The sequence below is a fragment of the Nocardioides sp. YR527 genome (genome assembly GCF_900101045.1).
In the GTDB taxonomy this organism is placed as follows: Bacteria; Actinomycetota; Actinomycetes; order Propionibacteriales; family Nocardioidaceae; genus Nocardioides.
The window spans coordinates 140,666-160,114 of sequence record NZ_FNFN01000010.1 but is presented as its reverse complement, the minus strand read 5'-3'; the positions used below and the strand labels follow the sequence as shown (position 1 = coordinate 160,114).

Sequence of the window (19,449 nt, the reverse complement as noted above, 5' to 3'; positions counted from 1 at the left end):
TCTCGACACGATCGCTGCGCTCGCGGCTCGACCAGCGGTACGCAGCGTTCAAGCCTGCCGACGTACTGGGCAGGCGATGCTGGTGCACCATACGGACCTACGAGGAGGGCCCGATGACAGCAGCGCCGACAAGCAGCGACGAGCTCGATGTTGTGCACCGCGCTGCATCACAACTGGGGTTGGACCCAGCTGACGCTCGCCTGCTGCGGAACGGCACCAACGCCGTCTACCTGCTCTCGAAGGCGGGGGTCGTGGCCCGCGTCGGCCGACCAGGAACCGTACGAGAGGCCGAGCGGCAGGTGAAGGTCGCCGCCTGGATGTCCGCCCATGGAATCGAGGTGAATCTTCCGATCGCTGGATTGGACATGGTCGTTGTTGGGGGTCGCCCGGTGACCTGGTGGGCACCCATCCCGGCGCATCGCCACGCCACGCCTTCCGAGCTGGGGGCAGTGCTTCGTAGACTCCACGACCTTCCGGCACCAACCAGCTTCGACCTGCCGAGACTCGACGTGGTCGCTCACATCGCCCAGCGCATTGCGTCGGCCGGAACGCTGTCCATCGACGACCGCGACTGGCTCCGAGACCGCCTCGCCCAAACAGCCGCGGACATGGCAGCGACCGACCTACTCCAAGCCCGCTATGTCGTGCATGGTGACGCATGGCAGGGCAACCTGATCGTCCCTGACGGCAGCCCTCCGATCCTCCTCGACTTCGACAACGTCTCGATCGGGCATCCAGCTTGGGACCTGATCCCACTTGCCGTCGACCGCGAAGACTTCGGCCGCATCAGCAGCGACGACTACCAGGCATTCGTCACCGCCTACAGCGGCTGCGACGTACGCGACGCGCCCTGGTTTCGAACCCTCGCAGACCTGCAAGAACTGCGCTGGACCGCGTACGTCGCAGACAAGGCGGCGACCAACCCCGCCGCGGCGGCCGAGGTCTCCCATCGACTCGCCTGCCTACGAGGCGAGATCCCCCGACCTTGGAAGTGGTGCGCCTTCTGACGGGAGCGAGAGATCAGGCGGCAGGACGGACGAGGGGACGGTCCAGCCGCACGGCTGCCACAATGCGCAGGTGACGAGTGATCTGGAACGCGCCGTTGAAGCCGGGCGCGATGAGCTCGAGGCCTCGGGCTACACGGATCAGGAAGCTTGGACAGCCCTTCAGCGAGCGGAACGACGACTCGCTGCCGCGAGAGGCGAGCCCTGGGCGGAGCCCATGGACCTTGGAGTCGATTGGGATGCCGGAGCGCCACTGCCGCACCTCGTGTCGAACGGGTCCAAGGCAGTTCTGATCTGTTATGCCTCCGTCGAAGACCCGCAGTGGGATGGCAGTTACGCCACAGTTGTGTCTCCGGCTGACACCAGCCCTGCCACGTTGATCGAATTCACCTTCGAGGGTTGCTACTCCACGCGGTTCGGTGGGCCGAACGACGAGGTGCTGCACGGCCATCCTCTGGATGGCCGGGGACTCGAGGCGTACCGACCCCACCTCGTTCACAACTCGCCCTGGATCAGCGAGGAGGAGCGCATCAATTCGGTGCATGCCAATCACCGAGGTGGATGGCACCAACGGCTCAATCATTACTTCTTCGTCTTCCACGACGAAGTATTTGAGGCCCTGGCTGAATCGGTGAGCGTGCGGAGAGTACGCGCAACGATCGCCGAGGCCCTAGCCCGGGCGGCCCACGAAATCGTTGTGGAATGACTCGGTGAGAATCGTGGGACTCCGACCCTGGGCGTGGGCCGCATTCTGAGCGTCCTATCAACCGCGGAGACTCGCGACGATGGTCGGGAGGCGGGTGCCGAACATCTCGACCCGGTCGACGGATCGGATGGGCAGGTCGACGGACGTACCCCAGGCGCCCGTGCCGTCTCGGACGGTGCACGTGCCGAGCCACTGGACGCGGCCGTCGGTGCCGACGAGGCGTACGTGGTAGGTGCCGTTCGGGGCGTCTTGGACGGACATGAACAGCCACGAGGGCCGTCCTTGGTAGGCGAAGACGGTTCCGGCGTCAGCACCGTCGATCTGAAGGTCAGCGGCGCGGAGGTAGCTTCCGTCGGCGGTGGTGAGTACGTCGCGGTACTGGTCGGCGACGTCGCGGTCGTCCGCACCACGCCACCAGGTGAGTCCGGCGGCGAGGGTCGCGACCAGCACCATCGCCGCCGCGACGAGGAGGCCGGTGCGGAGCCTGTTCCGGGGGGCTCGCTGATCCAGCGCCGCCAGCACTCTGACGTCGAACCCGGCCGGCGGCTCGCGCTCGGGCACGAGCAGCAGCAGGGCGTCGACGGTGCCCGAGACCTCCTCGAGCTCGCGTCGGCAGCTCGCGCAGTCGGCGAGGTGTGCCAACGCACGAGCGCGGGACTCGCCGGACGCCACCCCCATCGCCAGCTCCGGGATCAGGTCTCGCACCTCCCGGCAGCGTTCTGACTCAGGCATCGCGAACCCCCATTCGTTGCCGCAGCTTCTGAAGGCCACGGCGTACGCGGGTCTTCACCGTGCCCGCCGGTATGTCGTCGCGGGTGGCGATCTCCCGCGCGGTCAGCCCGAAGTAGGTCATCAGCACGATCGGAGCGGCCATCTCGGAGGGGAGCTCCGCCAGCGCCTGCCGCAGCGCGAGGTTGGTGTCCGGGTCATCGCTCGAGTCGCTCTCGTCTCGTACCGTCAGCAGAGCCACCAGCAGCTCCGGGTCCATCGGATCGTCATGGCGGTAGCGGATGGCATCGATCGCCGCGTTCCGGGTGATGGTCAGCAGCCAGGTGGAGGCACCCCCGCGTCGGGGGTCGTACGTGGCAGCGTGTCGCCACGCCTTGACGAAGGTGTCCTGGGCGACGTCCTCGGCGAGGGCGGGCTGCTGGACGATCGTGAGGGCAAGGCCGTAGACGCGAGCCTGATGGCGGCGGACGAAGGCCGCCGCCGCGTCCTGGTCGCCGCTGGCCATCGCGGCCAGCAGCGACTCGTCCGACACGGCCACCGTTGGTCCTAGGATCCGGTCGGACGACGGCGAGTCATACGAAGAAACCGTACGCCGTCAGTAGCCATAGCCACCTCCGCCGTCATCCGGAGTGGACGACTTCGAGGGGGTCGAGGACCCATCGGTCCGCGCTGCCGCCCACACGAACTGGGTGCCCTGGAAGTCATCGGTGAAGCCGTCACCCTTGAGCTCCCCGGCGCCCTCCTCGGCGAAGGTGTACAGCGGCAGGCCGTCGTGGGTCAGCTGGGACTTTCCGTCGGGACGGTCCACCATCGCGAACTCGTCACCCAGCGCGGAGTTCGCCGCGTCGACGTCGGCCTCGGACGCGACGACCGGCTTCCAGAAGTCCGCGCAGGCGTCGACGCAGTGGATCTTGCCGTCCTTCTCGACGTCGGCGGTGTAGAGCGTGTGCCCGTCGGCATCGGCGAGCACGCCGGTTCCGTCGACCTCGGCCGACGAGACGAGCGCTGCTCCCCCACCGCCGTCCTCGCTGCCGTCGCCACTGCCACAACCCGCGGCGAGAAGTGCGAAGGCAGCAGCCGCGACCACGGCTCTTGCCACGTGCGAAGTCGAACGTCTCATGCCAGGTATTACGGGCCGAGCCGCCCCACGGGATTCATCCAACCTGAAACTCGTGGTCGCGCTCGAGCGTGTCGAGCACATCGGCGGCGTCGAAGATCTCCCCCGGTGCCCCGGCACCAAAGCGACGGCGACGGCCGTCGAGGAGACGGACGGCGCCCTCGACCACGATCGGCGCGGTGACGGCGTAGATGTCGCGGCCGGTCGCGGTGATCCGCTTGACGTCGGCGCCCTGACGTACGCGGACGTCCACGGCGAACCGCTGGGCCGATCGTCCTGACTCGTCGCTCGCGGCCGGCTCGGGTGTCGCCTCGTCGCGGAGCTCGGCGAGCGGAGCGCTGTTGAGGTAGGAGCGGAGCGTACCGATGTCGAGGTGGTTGTTGATGGTGATCACCTCGGAGAACGGCAGCTCCACCACGGACTGCTCGCCCAGCGGCTCCGGGTAGGACCAGGCGCCGGTCGGCGCGGGGCTGGGCAACGGGACCAGGGAGCCGTCGCGGATGACCAGACGAGTCGCGGTGTTGCGGGCTCCGGTGATCCGGGTGCCGGCGGTCGGCCACCAGCGGTCCAACCCGATGGCGACCTCGACCTCGTCGGCCGAGGAGCCGCCGAGGACGGCGGTCACGAGCAGGTCGGCGAGGCCACCGTAGAACGCCATCGCCGGGACCACGGAGACGTCCATGTCTCGGGCTGGGGCGTCCAGCTCGCGATAGAGCGACTGTACGACCGGCTGCTCGGCGGTGACGTCGAGATAGTGGGCACCGGACTCGACCGCGGCCCGGGCCAGTGGGAGCGCGGTGTCGAGGAAGGGCCCGGCGCAGTTTATGACCGCGGCAACACCCGCGATCGCGTGCCGCAGCCGCTCGGGGTCGCCGAGGCCGACGACTCGGCTCTCCAGGGCGGCATGGCGGGACGGGACGTCGGCGAGGCGCTCCGCGCTGCGGCCGGCGAGGACCGGGGTCAGCCCGCGGCGTACCAGCTCATCGACAACGAAACGCCCGGTGTGACCAGTGGCGCCATAGACCAGGACTCGCTCATCTGTGTTCATGGCTCCATCCTCGGGCGGGAGACCCAGCCAAACGAGTGTCTGAAACGACGTACTACGTACACTTTGCGACATGCCTCGCATCGCCCTCGTCCTGCACGGCTCCTCGATGCTCTACGAGGTCGCGATCGCCTCCGAGATCTTCGGCGGCGACCACTCCGGCCTCGCTCCCGGCGGTGAGTGGTACGACCTCGTCGTCTGCACCCCCGACGGCGCACCGCATCCCTGGCTGGCCGACCTGCCGACGGCCTCGTACGACGCGATCGCCGAGGTCGACACCGTCGTCGTCCCGTCCTCGAACGATCTCGACCACAACCCCGACCTCGCGCTCCTCGACGCGCTCCGCGCCGCCCACGAGCGCGGCGCGCGGATCGCGTCCCTGTGCACCGGCTCGTTCGTGCTGGCCGCAGCCGGGCTGCTCGACGGGCGGATCGCGACGACCCATTGGCTGCACGCCGACGAGCTCGCCCGGCGCTACCCGCGGGTCGACGTCCGCCCGGACGTTCTCTACGTCGACGAGGGCGACGTGCTCACCTCGGCCGGCAAGACCGCCGCGCTCGACCTCTGCGTCCACGTCGTACGCAGCGACCTCGGCGCCGCCGCGGCCAACGGGATCGCCCGCAACCTCGTCGTCCCTGCCCACCGCACCGGCGGGCAGGCGCAGTTCATCACCCCACCCGCACAGCCCCGTGTTCCCGACGGTCTCGCACCCACGCTGGAGTGGGCGCGCGCCCGACTCGACCAGCCCCTGACGGTCCGCGAGCTGGCAGCCCACGCCGGCCTCAGCACCCGCCAGCTCGCCCGGCGGATGCAGGCCGAGCTGCAGGCCGGGCCTCTGGACTGGCTGCACCACCAGCGCATCTCGCGCGCCCAGGAGCTCCTCGAGCGTACCGACGCCTCGATCGACCAGATCGCGGCCAGTTGCGGGATGGGCACGGCAGCCACGCTGCGCCGTCACTTCCACCGCACTCTCGGCGTGACACCCACGACCTACCGGACGACCTTCCGGCTCGCCGACTGATCAGTGGCCGCGGCCGAGTGCCATCCGCCCGAGGGTGCGGTCCAGGTCGTCGAGGACATCGGGCCAGGTGACCTCGCTCGCCGGCTCGCTGTGGGCGAAGCTGCCGGCGAGCTCGAGAGTGATGTAGCCGTGGATGAGACTGGACATCAGCCGGACGGCGTACGTCTCGTCGGCCTCGGTCACTCCGTAGCTGCGGACGACGGCGAGAGCGAGGTCGGCGTTGCGGCGGCCGGCGGTGATCGCCTCGTCCACGGAGTCAGGCCGGGACTCCCCCGCCGGAACGGGCGGGACACGCTGGCGGGTGGTGGCGTCGTAGCGGCCGGGTGAGCGGCGGGCGAAGTCGCGGATGGCGTTGGCGTACGCGACGAGGAGGTCGCGGCCCTCCCCCGCGGCCGTCGCCTGGGTCGTGGCGTCGGCGAGCTCGTCGAGGACGTACGCGGTGACGGCTGTGCGGAGGTCGGTGCCGCTGGAGATGTGGGAGTAGAGGGTGGGCGACCTGACGCCGAGGCGCCGAGCCAGGACCGAGACAGTGACGGCGTCGAAGCCGAGCTCGTCGGCCAGGTCGGCGGCGGCCGCGATCACGTCGGTCCGGTTCAGTCCAGGACGACCCATCGGATTCCTCCCGATAACGAGTTGCCTACGAGTTGTAGGAAACCTAGCATCGATGGCATGAAGCCGCTGACCGAGACCGACGTACGCTCCTCGTTCGTCAACCTCACCAAGGGTGCGACCAAGCGCCTCAACCTCCCCGCCGACCTGGCCGAACGGCCATGGGAGGACCTCGACTACCTCGGCTGGCAGGACCCGAAGGCCCCACAGAACCACTACCTCGTCACCGAGCACGACGGGCGGCTCTGCGGCGTCGCCCTGCGGGCATCCCGCGAGTCGCGCGGGCCGCGCAAGACCATGTGCGCGCTGTGCACCACGGTCGGTGAGGTCGCACTGCTGGTCGCCTCCCGCGCCGGACGTGCGGGGCAGGACGGCAACTCCGTCGGCACCTATATCTGCGCCGACCTCGACTGCTCCCTCAAAGCGCGCGGCAAGCGCAAGCTCGACAGCCCGGTCATCCACGAGACCCTCAGCGTGGAGCAGAAGATCGACCGGCTGCTCGGCAACCTGGACTCGTTCGTTGCGCGGGTGCTCCGGCCCGCCTGACAGGCTCACCCCGAGCGAGTTCAGCTCTTTGGGTGTCGAGTGGCCCCGCTGGTCGAGCCGCCGGAGCCGCTAGGCGGAGGCGTGTCGAGACCAACACAGTCCCCTGTCACGCTGGATGGGACTGTGTTGCTCTCGACACGCTCGGCCGCGGGCGGCCTCGCGGCTCGACCAGCGGGGGCGATCAATGCCTACGCCGCAAGTGTGGACGTCTGGCATCGCCCGACATGACCGCCTATAGCAAGAACTACTATCGATCGGGCCGCACTCAGCACTCGATGACGTTGACCGCGAGGCCGCCGCGGGAGGTCTCCTTGTACTTGATCTTCATGTCGGCACCGGTCTCGCGCATCGTCTTGAGCGCCTTGTCGAGGCTGACCTTGTGGGAGCCGTCGCCGTTGAGGGCGAGGCGGGCGGCGTTGATGGCCTTCACGCTGGCGATGGCGTTGCGCTCGATGCACGGGATCTGTACGAGCCCGCCGACCGGGTCGCAGGTGAGGCCGAGGTTGTGCTCGATGCCGACCTCGGCGGCGTTCTCGACCTGCTCCGGGCTGCCGCCCAGCACCTCGCACAGCGCACCGGCGGCCATCGCGCAGGCGGAGCCGACCTCGCCCTGGCAGCCGACCTCGGCGCCGGAGATCGAGGCGTTCGTCTTGCACAGGATCCCGATGGCGGCCGCGGTGAGCAGGAACCGGACGATGCCGTCCTCGATCGCGGCCTCGGCCAGCCCGGCGTCGGGCGCCACGAAACGTACCCAGTAGTGCAGGACGGCGGGCACGATGCCGGCCGCGCCGTTGGTGGGAGCGGTGACGACCCGGCCGCCCGAGGCGTTCTCCTCGTTCACCGCCAGGGCGAACAGGTTGACCCAGTCCATGACCCGGAAGGGGTCCTGGGCACCGGCCCCGGAGGACAGGTCGCGGTAGAGCAGCGGCGCCCGGCGCGGGACCCGCAGACCACCAGGAAGTACGCCGTCAGTGACCGGGTCACGGTCGCAGCCGGCCTGCACGCAGTCCGCCATCACCCGCCAGATCTCCAGGAGACCGGCGCGGATCTCGTCAGGCGTACGCCAGGTGAGCTCGTTGGCGAGCATGAGGTCGGAGACCCGGAAGCCCTCGCGCTCACAGGTGCTGAGCAGCTCGGCTCCGGTGGTGAAGGGGAAGCGGACCGGCGAGTGGTCCGGCACGACCCGGGCGGCGCCCGAGGCGTGCTCATCGACCACGAAGCCGCCGCCGACGGAGTAGTAGGTGCGCTCCCGGCGTACGTCTCCGGAGGCGTCGTAGGCGGTGAACACCATGCCGTTGGGGTGGCCCGGCAGGCTCTTGCGCCGATGCATCACCAGATCGGTGTCGCCCTCGAAACGGATCAGGTGATGGCCGCCCAGCGACAGCTTCCCGCGCTCTCTGATGGCCGCCACCCGCGCGGACGAGGCCCGGGTGTCGACGGTCGCCGGCTGCTCCCCCTCGAGGCCGAGCAGCACCGCGCCCTCCGATCCGTGACCGTGGCCGGTGGCGCCGAGCGACCCGAACAGCTCCGCCTTCACCCGCGTGACCGCGTCCAACTGCCCGTCGTCGACGAGGCCGTCGACGAACGTCTTCGCGGCCCGCATCGGACCGACTGTGTGCGAGGACGACGGCCCGATCCCGATCGAGTACAGGTCGAAGGTGCTCAGGGCAATCGCCACGACCTGGGTCCCGCTGAGATCAGCGGTCACGACAGTTCACTCCTCGATCAGAGCGTCGTAGGCCGCGGCGTCGAGCAGGTCGGGAGCGCCGGAGACACGCATCTCGAAGAGCCAGCCGGCGCCGAACGGGTCGCTGTTGATCAGCGCGGGATCCTCGACGACGGCCGCATTGATCTCGAGGATCTCGCCGTCGGCGGGCGCGAAGAGGTCGCTGACGGACTTCGTCGACTCCAGCTCGCCGCAGCTCTCTCCCCCGGTGATCGTGCTGCCCACCTCGGGCAGCTCGACGAAGACGATGTCACCCAGCGCCTCGGTGGCGAAGGCGGTGACGCCGACGCGTGCGACGTCGCCGCGGGTCTCGATCCACTCGTGCTCGGCGGTGTAGGACAGGTGGGTGGGGTTGCTCATGGCAGTGCTCATTTCTTGGAGTAGAAGGGAAGGTCGACGATCTCGGCGTCCTCGCGGCTGCCGCGCACGTCGACGTGGACCTTGGTGCCGGCGGCGGCGAGAGACGGCCGGACGTACGCCATCGCGATGGGACGTCCGAGAGTCGGCGACGGGGAGCCGCTGGTGACGGTGCCGATCTCGTCGCCGGTGTCCGGGTCCACTACCGCGTAGCCGGCCCGCGGCGAGCGACGCCCGGCGGCCACCAGGCCGACGAGCACGCTGCGCGGGCCCTCGTCGCGGCGTACGGCCAGGGCGGCGTCGCCGACGAAGCCGTCGGGCTTGTCGAAGGAGACCACTCGCCCGAGGCCGGCCTCGAAGGGCGTGGTCTCGCGGTTCAGCTCGTGGCCGTAGAGCGGCATGCCCGCCTCGAGCCGGAGGGTGTCGCGGCAGGCGAGCCCGGCGGGCTGCAGCCCGTGCGGCGTACCTGCCTCGGTGATCGCCTCCCAGACGGCAGTGGCCGACGAGGGTGCGCAGTAGATCTCGAAACCGTCCTCGCCGGTGTAGCCGGTGCGCGCGAGCAGGACCTCGACCCCGGCGACCGTGCCGGCGTCGATGGCGTAGTACTTCAGGGAGGAGGCGTCCAGATCCGTCACAGGCGCCAGGATCGCCGCCGAGGCAGGACCCTGGACCGCGATCAGCGCCCACTCCGCGGAGGCGTCCCGGACCACGGCGTCATAGCCGCGGGCCCGCTCGACCAGGGCCGGAGCGACGACACCGACGTTGCTCGCGTTGGCGACGACGAGGTAGCGCTCCTGCTCGAGCCGGTAGACCACCAGGTCGTCGATGATGCCGCCGTCCTCGGCGCAGATCATGGAGTAGCGGGCGCGGCCGATGCCGATGGCCGACGGCCGGCCGACCAGGGCGTGGTCGAGGGCACGCCCGGCCTCGGGACCGGTCACCTCGATCTCGCCCATGTGGGACAGGTCGAAGAGGCCAGCGGTGGTGCGTACCGCATGATGCTCGGCGGTCTCCGAGCCGTAGCGCACCGGCATGCTCCAGCCGGCGAAGTCGGTGAACGAGGCACCGAGCGCCTGGTGGATCTCGTGCAGAGGGGTAGGGACGGGTGAGGTCATGTGCGGGAGGCTCCCTGCTGATGGGTGCCGACAGCCGCGGCACCCGTGGACGGGTGACCTCCCCGCTCTGTCATCGCTACCTGAGAGCTTCACCGCCCGAGGGGGCGATTTGCACCGTGGGTGCAGGATCCAGCGGATCCTGTCTTTCCAGAGGTCGCCTCACCACAGCGGTCATTGGGCCTGAGAGATTCTGGGGAGGTTTGCTCCTTCGGCGCCTCACCCGGGATGGGCAAGGACTCTCCCGCTGCGGTTCAAGTGGCGGATGTGAAGTTGTGCGGCAAACCTAGGTCTGCCCACCTCGGCCGTCAAGATGACGACCTACGATGGCCCGATGCCACCGACCAGCGCCAGCAACCGGGTTCCCGTGGTCATCCTCACCGGCCATCTCGGGTCGGGCAAGACCACGCTGCTCAACCATCTGCTGCGCCAGCCCGGCGCTCGGGTGGGCGTGGTCGTCAACGACTTCGGCGACATCAACGTCGATGCCGGTCTCGTCACCGGCCAGATCGACGAGCCGGCCTCGATCGCCGGCGGCTGCCTGTGCTGCCTGCCCGACGCCGGCGGTCTCGACGACGCCCTCGAGAAGCTGACCCACCCGCGGCTCGCGCTCGACGTCGTCATCGTCGAGGCCAGCGGGATCGCCGAGCCCGGCACCTTGGCCAAGCTGGTCCGGTACAGCGGCGTCGAGCGCGTACGCCGAGGTGGGCTCATCGAGGTCGTCGACGCCGCCGCCTACTTCGACACCCTCGACGACGGCCGGGGCCCGGCGCCGGTCCGGTTCGCGGCCGCCTCGCTGGTCGTGGTCAACAAGACGGACCTGGTGCCGGCTCCTGACCGGGACGAGATCCTCGCCCGCATCGAGCAGCGCGTGCGGGAGCACAATCCCGAGGTCCACATCGCGTACGCCGTGAGTGGTCGCATCGACCCGCGGCTCGTCTACGACGCCGCGGTGCCCGAGGACCCGCCCGACGAGCTGCCGATCGGCGCGCTGCTGCGCGAGGCGGCCGCCGAACACCAGGCCCATCAGCACGCCCGCGCGGTCACCGTGACGACGCCGGGCAGCATCGAGCCGGCTCGTCTGGTCGACCTGCTCGAGGAGCCGCCGGCGACGGCGTACCGGGTCAAGGGGACCGTCTCCGTCGCGACCGGTCAGGGACCGCGCAGCTACCAGGTGAACCTGGTCGGACGCAGCGCCCATGTCGCCGCCGCCCGGACACCCAGCGCAGCGAGCGAGCTCGTGGCCATCGGCCTGGAGCTCGAGACCGACCCGGTCCGGCAGCGCCTCACCGACGCCCTCGCCCCGGCCGAACGGCCGAGCACCGAGGGCCTTCGCCGGCTCCGCCAGCTGGTCCGGGTCAGCCTCTGACCAGCAGAATCACCCCGCGCGGCGCACGATCCGTTCCATGTCGGTGATGATCACCGAGCGCGACTCCAGCTTGACCCAGCCCTTGGCCGCGAAGTCGGCGAGCGCCTTGTTGACAGTCTCCCGAGCCGCGCCCACCAGCTGCGCGAGCTCCTCCTGGGTCAGGTCGTGGCGTACGCGGAGGCCCTCCTCGGTCTGCTCACCGAACCTCTCGGCGAGGTCGAGCAGCGCCTTCGCCACCCGGCGAGGTGCGTCGGAGAAGACCAGGTCACCGATCACGTCGTTGGCCCGGCGCAGGCGACCCGACAGCAGGGCGAGCAGCCCACGGGTCACGCTCGGGCGTCCGTCGAGCAGGCCCAGCAGGTCGTCGTGGGACAGCGAGGCGAGCTCGACCTGGTCGGTGACGGCCGTGACCGTGGAGGAGCGCCGACCGGGGTCGAAGAGCGAGAGCTCGCCGAACACCTGGCCCGGCCCCAGGATCGCCAGCAGGCTGTCCTGCCCGTTGGCCGCGGCACGGCTCAGCTTCACCTTGCCGTCCACGACCGCGTAGAGCCGGTCGGCGGCGTCACCCTCGTGGAACAACACCTCGCCGCGCCGCAGGCGTGTCTGACCCATCGTCGCGAGCAGCGCCGTCATCGACTCGTCGTCCAGCTCGCTGAAAAGCGGTGCGTGCCGAAGCACGTCTTGATCCATTACCCAGGCGCTCCTGTCATTGCTTTACCGAAGACATCAGCCTAGCCAGATCCAGGCCCTCCACATCGGTTGTGTGTCCCGCATCGCACCCCTGTCGAGTGCGTTCTTCGCCACACCGGACCCGGCGGGAAGCCTCGGGGCGTCTGCGTCGTTGAACCTGGCGTGAAGCTCTCCATGCTCGACCGGTCCCGCACCCGGGTGGGGTACGCCGCGGGTGCCGCGCTGACCCACACGATCGAGCGGGCGGTGGCGGCCGAGCGGCTCGGCCACCACCGGTTCTGGGTCGCCGAGCACCACGCGGTGCCAGGGATCGCGTCGGGGTCGCCGCCGGTGCTGCTCGGTGCGCTCGGCGCGCACACGTCCACGATCCGGCTCGGGTCGGGCGGGGTGATGCTGCCGCACCACCAGCCGCTGGTCGTCGCCGAGCAGTTCCTGATGCTCGACGCCCTCTACCCGGGCCGTCTCGACCTGGGGGTCGGGCGCACCCTGGGCTTCACCGCACCCGTACGCCGCGCCCTGCGGCAGGATCTCGACGACCCGGACACGTTCGCCGAGGACATCGAGGAGCTCCGCGGGTATCTCGACCGCACCGCGGCGGTCACCGCTCGGCCGGCCGCCGCTCACCAGATCCCGCTGTTCGTGCTCGCGACCGGACGCGGGGTCGCGCTCGCCTCGCGGCTCGGGCTGCCGGTCGTCGTGGGCGGTCCGGTGCTCGACAGCCCGCGGCTGAACGAGCTGCTGGGGGCGTACCGGAAGGACTTCCGGCCCTCTCCTCGAGCGTCCGAGCCTTCGGTGATGATCTCCGTCGACGTGCTCGTCGCCGACACCGACGCCGAGGCCGCCGAGCTCGCCCTGCCGGAGGCGTGGGCGATGGCCCGGTCGCGGCAGACCGGCGAGTTCGGTCCGCTCGAGCCGGTCGCGGCGATCCGGGACCAGGCCTGGTCGAACCAGGTGCGCGAACGGGTCGAGGCACATCTCGCGCGGACGACCGCCGGCTCCCCCGAGACCGTCCGGCGCCGGCTCGACCAGCTCGCCGAGGCCACCGGATCCGATGAGCTTCTCGCCTTCACCTCGACCTATGACCGCGACGCCCAGCTCGCCTCCGACGCGGCGCTCGCCGGGATCATGACCGGTACTACGAGCCGGCGCTAGTGGTCAGGGTGTGGGCCGCATCCAGGAGGAGGCGGCCGAGCTCGGCCTGGCGGGGTGGGGCGAGGCGGGCCTCGATGCCGGTGATGCTCAGCGCTCCGTACGGCTGGCCGTGGGCGTCGAAGACGGCGGCACCCAGACCCCAGCTGCCGACCACGATGAGGCCCGGGTTGACCGCGAAGCCGCGCTCGCGAGTCGCGGCGATGCGCTTCCGCAGAGCGGACGCCGAGTGGTCCTCGCCGTAGGTGGGAACCAGGTCGGTGCGGGCCAGGTAGGCCTCACGACGCGACTCGGGCATGAGGGCGAGGATCGCCAGGCCGGCCGAGGCGACACCGAGCGGGAACCGGATCCCCTCGTGGAGCACGTGGGAGCGGATCGGGAAGCTGCCGTCCTCGCGCAGGACGCAGACGGTCTCGTCGCCGCGCCGGATGGAGAAGAACGCGCTCTCCCCCGTCTCCCGGGCGATGCGCAGCACCGCCGCCCGGGCCGCCGGGGTGATGTCGTGACGGGTGGTCGCGGCGGCGCCGAGCAGGAAGCACTCCGGGCCCAGGTGCCACGCGCCGGTGTCGTTGTCGCGCTCGACCAGCCCCTCCTCCTGCAGCGCGCTGAGCAGCCGGTGGGCGGTCGGGCGCGGGATGGCGGCGGTCGTCGCGAGATGGGTGGTCGTCGCGCCCTCCGGCTCGCGCGCGGCGAGCAGCCGCAGCAGGTGTGCGCTGCGGCGGATCACGCTGGGACCAGGTTCCATGAGACGTACGATAGGCGACGTCCACTCAGCGGACGCATCCGCGGCAGGGGGGTCGTTGATCGAGAGATCGAGCGTGAAATGGCGCTCACCTATTGACCGAACCCACCGCCCGTCCTTGACTGATCATCATGGACAAGGTCATCTCCTCAGCCGCCGAGGCGGTCGCGGACATCCCGAACGGAGCGACCCTCACGGTCGGCGGCTTCGGGTTGTGCGGCATCCCCTCGGTGCTCATCAATGCTCTGCTCGAGGCCGGCGTGACCGACCTCGAGGTGGTCTCCAACAACGCCGGTGTCGACGACTGGGGCCTGGGCCTGCTGCTCGGCGCCGGACGCCTGCGCCGGGTCGTCGCCTCGTACGTCGGTGAGAACAAGGAGTTCGCGCGGCAGTACCTCTCCGGCGACCTAGAGGTCGAGCTGACCCCGCAGGGCACGCTCGCCGAGCGGATGCGCGCCGGCGGCTCCGGCATCGCTGCGTTCTACACCCGCACCGGCGTCGGCACGCAGGTGGCGCAGGGCGGGCTTCCGTGGAAGTACGACGACGCCGGCAACGTCATCAAGACCTCGCCCGAGAAGCCGGTGATGACCTTCGAGACGCCCGACGGCGAGAAGGAGTTCGTCCTCGAGGAGGCCATCGTCGCCGACTTCGGCATCGTCCGCGCGTGGAAGGGCGACCGCCACGGCAACCTCGTGTTCAAGGACTCCGCCCGCAACTTCAACCCGCTGGCCGCGATGGCCGGGCAGATCACGATCGCGGAGGTCGAGGAGCTCGTCGAGCCCGGCGAGCTCGCGCCCAACGACATCCACCTTCCGGGGGTCTACGTGCACCGTGTGGTGGCGTTGACGCCGGAGCAGGCCGCCGACAAGCGGATCGAGAAGAGGACGGTGCGCTGAGATGGCATGGACACGTGAAGAGATGGCCGCCCGCGCCGCCGCGGAGCTCGCCGACGGCGACTACGTCAACCTCGGCATCGGGCTGCCGACGCTGGTGCCCAACTACGTACCCGACGACGTCGAGCTGGTGCTGCAGAGCGAGAACGGCATCCTCGGCACCGGCGCCTACCCGACCGAGGACGCCGTCGACCCGGACCTGATCAACGCCGGCAAGGAGACGGTCACCGTACGCAAGGGGGCCAGCTTCTTCGACTCCGCCACCAGCTTCGGGATGATCCGCTCCGGCAAGATCGACGCCGCGATCCTCGGCGCGATGCAGGTCTCCGCGGGCGGCGACCTGGCCAACTGGATGATCCCCGGCAAGATGGTCAAGGGCATGGGCGGCGCGATGGACCTCGTCCACGGCGCCAAGAAGGTCGTCGTGCTGATGGAGCACGTCGCCCGCGACGGCTCCTACAAGATCGTCGAGGAGTGCTCGCTCCCCTACACCGGTCTCGGTGTCGTGCAGCGCATCATCACCGACCTGTGCGTCCTCGACATCACCCCCGAGGGCCTGCGCCTCGTCGAGCTCGCTCCGGGCGTCACCTTCGGTGAGGTCGAGGAGAAGACGGAGCCCCGCATCCTCCGCTGATCGGCGAGTCGGCGCATCCTGACCACACCCGACGCCGAGTCGGCTCGTCCTAACGAGCCGACTCGGCGTGATTTCGTGTCAGGACCAGCCGACTCGGCGTGTCTTCTTGTCAGGACGCGCCGAGTCGGCGGGTTGGGGGTGACTTCTCGGCCGACGTATGTGACGCCTCGGCGGGTCTGCGACAATGTCCGGCGTGGATCTGAGGGTGGTGCGGCCGACGCACGGGAGCGTGTGGCTGGCGCTGCTCGCGGCCGTCGAGATCACCACCGGGTCCAGCCTGGCCCACCTGGCCGGCGGCGGGGAGCTGCCGGACGCGTTGTGGCTGGTGGCGACCGGGTTCGCCGCCTTCGGCGCCGGGATCGTGGTGCTGCAGCGGAGGGTCGGGATCGTCCTGGGGGCGGTGCTGGCCGGCGCGGCGCAGCTGGGGATGCACGAGGCCTTCGAGGCGTACGCGACTCCGGCCGCCCACATGCACGACAGCGGCACGGGCGACACCTCGATGCTGGTCGCGCACACCGCGGCCGCGGTGCTCACCGTGGTCGTGTGGCTGCTGCACCGCCGGGCATGGCAGGTCATCTCCCGGACGCTCCCCGCGCCCCGGATCCCGATCGCCTTCCGCCAGCCGAGCCCGGCGCAGCCGATGGTGCTGCGCAACCACCTGTGGACGTACGTCGCTGCCGGCCGGGGTCCGCCGGTCCTCGCCTGAGGACCCGACCCCGATAACTGGGCATCGCCCAGCAGCAGACACTCCACAGAAAGCAACAACCATGTCTCGACGTACCCTCGCGCGCTTCGGCGCGCCCGCCATCGCCGCCGCGGGCATCACCTTCCTCGTCGCCGCCCCGGCCTCCGCGCACGTCACGGTCACCCCGACCGAGACGGCGGCCGGCGCCTACTCGGTGCTGACCTTCAGCGTCGGCCACGGCTGCGAAGGCTCCCCGACCAACAAGATCACCATCCAGGTGCCGGAGGGGATCAACACGGTCACCCCGACGCGTCAGCCGTTCTACGACGTGAAGGTCACCACCGAGAAGCTCGCCGAGCCGGTCAAGGACGCCCACGGAAACGAGCTGACCGAGCGCGACTCGACCATCGTCTACACCGCCAAGACCCCACTGCCCGACGGTCAGCGCGACGCCTTCGAGGTTTCGCTGCAGCTGCCGGAGGAGGAGGGCACCCTCGCCTTCCCGACGGTCCAGACCTGCGAGAAGGGCGAGACCGCCTGGGTCGAGGAGACTCCGGAGGGCGCCACGGAGGAGCCCGAGAGCCCGGCCCCGGCCTTCGAGGTCACCGCGGCCGAGTCCGAGGACGGTCACGGCCACGGTGCCGAGGAGTCCGCGGAGAAGGCCGAGCCGGCCGCCGCGGAGATCGAGGACGACAACAGCAACCTGTGGGGTGCCATCGGTGCCGGCGCCGGCATCCTCGGCCTGATCGCGGGCACGACCGCCCTCGCGCTGGGGCGTCGTAAGGCGTGAGTGCTCCCGTGACGCGCCGGCCCGGCCTCGACCGGCCGGGACGGCGCGCCCTGGGGCGGCTGCTGGTGGCGCTTGCAGCCGCTGCGTACGCCGTCCTGCTCAGCACCTCCCCGGCCCAGGCGCACGCGACGCTCATCGGCACCGACCCCGAGGAGGGGGCGGTCCTGGACCAAGCGCCGGAGACGATCACCTTCACCTTCGACGAGGCGGTGTCGCTGCCTCCGGCGGGCGTGACCGTCTACGACGCGAAGGGCCAGGAGGTCACCTCCGAGGCGACCGCGAGCGGCACCGAGATGCAGGTCGCGCTCGCGGAGGCGAGCAGCCTGGGCGACGGCACCTACGTCGTCGCCTGGCGCGCGGTCTCGGCCGACGGCCACCCGATCTCGGGCTCGCTGACCTTCGCGGTCGGCGCCCCCAGCCTCAGCGTCGCGCCACCCCCGTCCACGGAGCCGTCCCGGGCGACGGCGGTGATCCACGGCGCGCTCCAGTTCGTCCAGTACGCAGCACTGCTGCTGGTCGTGGGCCTGGTCTGGTTCCGCGCCGTGATCGTGGGTGAGCACCGCGTCCCCGACCGCGCGATCGCGCGGGTCCAGCGCCTGCAGATCCTCGCCGGCATGGTCGCCGTGGTCGCGTTGGTCGCGCTGGCCCCGGCCAGCGGTGCGTTGCAGAGCGAGAGCGGACCCGGAGCGATCCTCACCTTCGACGCCTGGTCGCCGGCCTCGGTCGGCAAGGAATGGCTCAGCGCGCTGGTCGGGATCGTGGGCATCGCGGCCGCGCTCGCGCTGCGCGAACGGCCCCGCCTCGCCGCGGCCGCGGGGCTGGTCGCGATCAGCTCGCCGGCGCTCGTGGGCCACTCCCGAGCGGTCGTACCCGCCTGGCTGGTCACCGTCACCGATGTCATCCACCTCGTCGCCGGCGCGCTCTGGCTGGGCGGGCTCGTCGGTCTCGCGCTGACCCTGCCGCTGATCACCCGACGCGGGTCGGTCGCGGCCGAGATCGTCACCCGGTTCTCCACCCTCGCCGCCGCGTCCCTGGCCGCCCTCGCGGTCTCGGGCGTGCTGATGGGCTGGCGGATCCTCGGCTCCTGGGACAACCTGCTCAACAGCACGTACGGCACGCTGCTGATGACCAAGATCGCCCTGGTCGTCGCGGTCGCCGTGATGGCGGCAGGCAACCGCCTGCTGGTCCTCCCCCGCGTACGCCAGGCGGCCGGCCACGACGACACCGTCGAGGCCGGCTCGATGCTGCGCCGAGCGGTGCTGATGGAGGCGGGCGTGCTCGTCGTCGTCCTCGGCGTCACCGGCTTCCTGGTCGACCAGCCGCCGCAGGCCGGGGCCAGCTCGACCGGGGCCGGATCGGCCACCGTCGCACAGACCAACACCCAGGCCGCGGAGCTGGGCGACGACCACCGGGTCTACGCGACGCTGACCCCGTCAGGTCCGGGCCCGAACGTGCTCCGGCTGCAGATCCAGGACGCGGCCGGCGAGCCCGTCGAGGCGGCGGCGGTCCCGACCGCCAAGCTGAGGTCAGGCGATGTCGACCTGGGCAGTCTGACCCTGAAGACGGTCGCTGCCGGCACCTGGGAGGCGGACGTCGTACTGCCCAAGGGCGGCGTCTGGGAGGCGACCGTCGGACTGCGTCTGGGCGAGTTCGAGAGCCCGCTGGGACTGGTGAAGTTCTCCGTCAGACAGTGACGGTCAGACCGTGACCGGGAGCCGGAGCGTGTGGATCATCCCGTCGACACGCACCTGCACGAAGAAGACGTAGTCACCCGCCCTCGGCGGCTTCACGTGGATGCCGAGGCGGGTGCCGTCCTCGCCGTTCTCGGGGCCGCCGAGCGGGTGCAGGTGGATCACCTCGCCCGTCTCGCGGCTGAACGCGGTGACGTGTGCGTAGACCCCGAGGTAGGTGCCGAGGTTGACCGGCTTGCCGGCCGGGTCGGAGATCAGGACGCCGATCTCCTGGTCGATCCCGGGCTTCGGGGTCTCCTCCAGGGCAGCGATCACGGTGCCGTCGTCGGAGCCGGGTACGTCCACCTCGGAGGCCCCCGCGACCTTCGCCGTCGTGCCGAGCATCGCCTGCTCCCCCTTGCCGTCGGCGGTCCGGGCCGCGAACTCGACGACCACCCGATAGGTGCCGCCCGCGGGCAGCGTCAGGTCGCCGGACCACGCCCCGGGCTCACCTTGGGTCGGGTGCAGGTGCCGGAAGACCTCCAGGTCGTCGCGGACGACGTAGAGGTGGAGGTCCTTGGTCTGCTCCTCGATGTAGTCGGTGACGGGGTCGCCCTCCTTGGTGATCGTGAAGCTCACCTTCCCCGGGGTGCCCGCCTCGGCGGGCAGGCTGACGTCACCGAGGGTGTAGCCGCCCGCGGTCGCGGAGGTGCCGTCGGCGCCCTTGATGGCGGTCACGACCGTCGCCGCGCTCGGAGTCGAGGTGGGGTCCGCCGCCTCCGGTTCGCCGCCGCAGGCGATCAGGGTGATCGCGAGGCCGAGGGTCAGGACGACAGCAGCAATTCCGACACGCAC

At 70.5% G+C, this 19,449-nt stretch carries 22 protein-coding genes and 1 riboswitch; of the genes, 11 read left to right on the top strand and 11 right to left on the bottom strand.

Annotation, left to right across the window (positions count from 1 at the left end):
- Nucleotides 1-113 precede the first annotated feature (113 nt).
- Both BLT25_RS25950 and BLT25_RS29570 read left to right on the top strand, forming a co-directional pair.
- A complete protein-coding gene (locus BLT25_RS25950) occupies nucleotides 114-1,007 on the top strand; it encodes a phosphotransferase enzyme family protein (protein ID WP_218131487.1) in 894 nt (297 codons plus the stop codon).
- Between the two features lie 70 nt (nucleotides 1,008-1,077).
- Complete coding sequence (locus tag BLT25_RS29570) at nucleotides 1,078-1,710, top strand: hypothetical protein (protein WP_143033867.1); 633 nt, start codon at nucleotides 1,078-1,080, stop codon at nucleotides 1,708-1,710.
- Between the two features lie 57 nt (nucleotides 1,711-1,767).
- On the opposite strand, the gene BLT25_RS25940 is transcribed toward BLT25_RS29570, so the two are convergent.
- The 4 genes from BLT25_RS25940 to BLT25_RS25925 are packed head-to-tail and all read right to left on the bottom strand — an operon-like array spanning nucleotide 1,768 to nucleotide 4,604.
- Nucleotides 1,768-2,442 carry a zf-HC2 domain-containing protein gene (locus BLT25_RS25940; protein WP_091052201.1) on the bottom strand — a complete coding sequence of 225 codons (675 nt, stop codon included), beginning with the start codon at nucleotides 2,440-2,442 and terminating at the stop codon, nucleotides 1,768-1,770.
- Complete coding sequence (locus BLT25_RS25935) at nucleotides 2,435-2,977, bottom strand: RNA polymerase sigma factor (RefSeq protein ID WP_218131486.1); 543 nt, start codon at nucleotides 2,975-2,977, stop codon at nucleotides 2,435-2,437. The genes BLT25_RS25940 and BLT25_RS25935 overlap by 8 nt, the downstream gene beginning before the upstream one ends.
- Before the next feature lie 57 nt (nucleotides 2,978-3,034).
- Nucleotides 3,035-3,538 carry a COG4315 family predicted lipoprotein gene (locus BLT25_RS25930; RefSeq protein ID WP_143033866.1) on the bottom strand — a complete coding sequence of 168 codons (504 nt, stop codon included), beginning with the start codon at nucleotides 3,536-3,538 and terminating at the stop codon, nucleotides 3,035-3,037.
- Nucleotides 3,539-3,593: 55 nt separating this feature from the next.
- Nucleotides 3,594-4,604 (bottom strand): saccharopine dehydrogenase family protein, encoded by a 1,011-nt coding sequence (locus BLT25_RS25925; protein ID WP_091052198.1) that lies wholly within the window; start codon nucleotides 4,602-4,604, stop codon nucleotides 3,594-3,596.
- 70 nt (nucleotides 4,605-4,674) lie between these two features.
- On the opposite strand from BLT25_RS25925, the gene BLT25_RS25920 reads away from it, so the two are divergent.
- Entirely contained in the window at nucleotides 4,675-5,622 is a 948-nt protein-coding gene (locus tag BLT25_RS25920) for a GlxA family transcriptional regulator (RefSeq protein WP_091052196.1), read from the top strand.
- Here the strand turns inward: BLT25_RS25920 and BLT25_RS25915 are convergent, their stop codons facing one another.
- Complete coding sequence (locus BLT25_RS25915) at nucleotides 5,623-6,234, bottom strand: TetR/AcrR family transcriptional regulator (protein WP_091052194.1); 612 nt, start codon at nucleotides 6,232-6,234, stop codon at nucleotides 5,623-5,625. It lies immediately after the preceding gene.
- 57 nt (nucleotides 6,235-6,291) lie between these two features.
- Here BLT25_RS25915 and BLT25_RS25910 point away from each other — a divergent pair, with 57 nt between their 5' ends.
- Entirely contained in the window at nucleotides 6,292-6,777 is a 486-nt protein-coding gene (locus BLT25_RS25910) for an FBP domain-containing protein (protein ID WP_091052193.1), read from the top strand.
- 265 nt (nucleotides 6,778-7,042) lie between these two features.
- Here the strand turns inward: BLT25_RS25910 and BLT25_RS25905 are convergent, their stop codons facing one another.
- Genes BLT25_RS25905 through gcvT form a run of 3 tightly spaced genes read right to left on the bottom strand, consistent with a single transcriptional unit; the run spans nucleotide 7,043 to nucleotide 9,975 of the window.
- Entirely contained in the window at nucleotides 7,043-8,455 is a 1,413-nt protein-coding gene (locus BLT25_RS25905; RefSeq protein ID WP_218131491.1) for an L-serine ammonia-lyase, read from the bottom strand.
- Between the two features lie 36 nt (nucleotides 8,456-8,491).
- Entirely contained in the window at nucleotides 8,492-8,863 is a 372-nt protein-coding gene (gcvH, locus tag BLT25_RS25900; RefSeq protein WP_091052191.1) for a glycine cleavage system protein GcvH, read from the bottom strand.
- Between the two features lie 8 nt (nucleotides 8,864-8,871).
- Nucleotides 8,872-9,975: a glycine cleavage system aminomethyltransferase GcvT gene (gene gcvT, locus BLT25_RS25895; protein ID WP_091052190.1), complete on the bottom strand. Its 1,104-nt coding sequence runs from the start codon at nucleotides 9,973-9,975 to the stop codon at nucleotides 8,872-8,874.
- A gap of 158 nt (nucleotides 9,976-10,133) precedes the next feature.
- Nucleotides 10,134-10,229, bottom strand: a riboswitch (glycine riboswitch).
- A gap of 77 nt (nucleotides 10,230-10,306) precedes the next feature.
- On the opposite strand from gcvT, the gene BLT25_RS25890 reads away from it, so the two are divergent.
- A complete protein-coding gene (locus BLT25_RS25890; protein WP_091052305.1) occupies nucleotides 10,307-11,341 on the top strand; it encodes a CobW family GTP-binding protein in 1,035 nt (344 codons plus the stop codon).
- Between the two features lie 9 nt (nucleotides 11,342-11,350).
- Here the strand turns inward: BLT25_RS25890 and BLT25_RS25885 are convergent, their stop codons facing one another.
- Nucleotides 11,351-12,031, bottom strand: a complete 681-nt coding sequence (locus BLT25_RS25885; RefSeq protein WP_091052188.1) for a Crp/Fnr family transcriptional regulator — start codon at nucleotides 12,029-12,031, stop codon at nucleotides 11,351-11,353.
- A gap of 162 nt (nucleotides 12,032-12,193) precedes the next feature.
- Here BLT25_RS25885 and BLT25_RS25880 point away from each other — a divergent pair, with 162 nt between their 5' ends.
- Complete coding sequence (locus BLT25_RS25880) at nucleotides 12,194-13,183, top strand: LLM class flavin-dependent oxidoreductase (protein ID WP_091052187.1); 990 nt, start codon at nucleotides 12,194-12,196, stop codon at nucleotides 13,181-13,183.
- Here BLT25_RS25880 and BLT25_RS25875 read toward each other — a convergent pair.
- The gene (locus BLT25_RS25875; protein WP_091052185.1) at nucleotides 13,167-13,925 is read right to left on the bottom strand and encodes an IclR family transcriptional regulator; all 759 of its coding nucleotides are present in this window, start codon (nucleotides 13,923-13,925) and stop codon (nucleotides 13,167-13,169) included. The two genes, BLT25_RS25880 and BLT25_RS25875, sit on opposite strands and share 17 nt — an antisense overlap.
- 128 nt (nucleotides 13,926-14,053) lie before the next feature.
- On the opposite strand from BLT25_RS25875, the gene BLT25_RS25870 reads away from it, so the two are divergent.
- From BLT25_RS25870 to BLT25_RS25850, 5 genes are all read left to right on the top strand, one after another.
- Nucleotides 14,054-14,818 carry a CoA transferase subunit A gene (locus BLT25_RS25870; protein ID WP_091052184.1) on the top strand — a complete coding sequence of 255 codons (765 nt, stop codon included), beginning with the start codon at nucleotides 14,054-14,056 and terminating at the stop codon, nucleotides 14,816-14,818.
- 1 nt (nucleotide 14,819) lies between these two features.
- Nucleotides 14,820-15,449, top strand: a complete 630-nt coding sequence (locus BLT25_RS25865) for a 3-oxoacid CoA-transferase subunit B (protein ID WP_091052182.1) — start codon at nucleotides 14,820-14,822, stop codon at nucleotides 15,447-15,449.
- Between the two features lie 184 nt (nucleotides 15,450-15,633).
- The gene (locus tag BLT25_RS25860; protein WP_091052180.1) at nucleotides 15,634-16,155 is read left to right on the top strand and encodes a cell division protein FtsQ; all 522 of its coding nucleotides are present in this window, start codon (nucleotides 15,634-15,636) and stop codon (nucleotides 16,153-16,155) included.
- A 61-nt stretch (nucleotides 16,156-16,216) separates the two neighbouring features.
- On the top strand, nucleotides 16,217-16,924 hold the full coding sequence (locus BLT25_RS25855; RefSeq protein WP_091052178.1) for a YcnI family copper-binding membrane protein: 708 nt from the start codon (nucleotides 16,217-16,219) through the stop codon (nucleotides 16,922-16,924).
- 8 nt (nucleotides 16,925-16,932) lie between these two features.
- A complete protein-coding gene (locus BLT25_RS25850) occupies nucleotides 16,933-18,618 on the top strand; it encodes a copper resistance CopC/CopD family protein (RefSeq protein ID WP_176884284.1) in 1,686 nt (561 codons plus the stop codon).
- Between the two features lie 3 nt (nucleotides 18,619-18,621).
- Here the strand turns inward: BLT25_RS25850 and BLT25_RS25845 are convergent, their stop codons facing one another.
- A complete protein-coding gene (locus BLT25_RS25845; protein ID WP_091052175.1) occupies nucleotides 18,622-19,449 on the bottom strand; it encodes a hypothetical protein in 828 nt (275 codons plus the stop codon).

Excerpts from the sequence above, each read along its gene's own strand:
- BLT25_RS25950 (WP_218131487.1), top strand. The coding sequence starts at position 114 with ATGACAGCAGCGCCGACAAGCAGCGACGAGCTCGATGTTGTGCACCGC.
- BLT25_RS25940 (WP_091052201.1), bottom strand. The coding sequence starts at position 2,442 with ATGCCTGAGTCAGAACGCTGCCGGGAGGTGCGAGACCTGATCCCGGAG.
- BLT25_RS25925 (WP_091052198.1), bottom strand. The coding sequence starts at position 4,604 with ATGAACACAGATGAGCGAGTCCTGGTCTATGGCGCCACTGGTCACACC.
- BLT25_RS25920 (WP_091052196.1), top strand. The coding sequence starts at position 4,675 with ATGCCTCGCATCGCCCTCGTCCTGCACGGCTCCTCGATGCTCTACGAG.
- BLT25_RS25915 (WP_091052194.1), bottom strand. The coding sequence starts at position 6,234 with ATGGGTCGTCCTGGACTGAACCGGACCGACGTGATCGCGGCCGCCGCC.
- BLT25_RS25910 (WP_091052193.1), top strand. The coding sequence starts at position 6,292 with ATGAAGCCGCTGACCGAGACCGACGTACGCTCCTCGTTCGTCAACCTC.
- gcvH (WP_091052191.1), bottom strand. The coding sequence starts at position 8,863 with ATGAGCAACCCCACCCACCTGTCCTACACCGCCGAGCACGAGTGGATC.
- gcvT (WP_091052190.1), bottom strand. The coding sequence starts at position 9,975 with ATGACCTCACCCGTCCCTACCCCTCTGCACGAGATCCACCAGGCGCTC.
- BLT25_RS25890 (WP_091052305.1), top strand. The coding sequence starts at position 10,307 with ATGCCACCGACCAGCGCCAGCAACCGGGTTCCCGTGGTCATCCTCACC.
- BLT25_RS25885 (WP_091052188.1), bottom strand. The coding sequence starts at position 12,031 with ATGGATCAAGACGTGCTTCGGCACGCACCGCTTTTCAGCGAGCTGGAC.
- BLT25_RS25875 (WP_091052185.1), bottom strand. The coding sequence starts at position 13,925 with ATGGAACCTGGTCCCAGCGTGATCCGCCGCAGCGCACACCTGCTGCGG.
- BLT25_RS25870 (WP_091052184.1), top strand. The coding sequence starts at position 14,054 with ATGGACAAGGTCATCTCCTCAGCCGCCGAGGCGGTCGCGGACATCCCG.
- BLT25_RS25865 (WP_091052182.1), top strand. The coding sequence starts at position 14,820 with ATGGCATGGACACGTGAAGAGATGGCCGCCCGCGCCGCCGCGGAGCTC.
- BLT25_RS25860 (WP_091052180.1), top strand. The coding sequence starts at position 15,634 with ATGTCCGGCGTGGATCTGAGGGTGGTGCGGCCGACGCACGGGAGCGTG.
- BLT25_RS25855 (WP_091052178.1), top strand. The coding sequence starts at position 16,217 with ATGTCTCGACGTACCCTCGCGCGCTTCGGCGCGCCCGCCATCGCCGCC.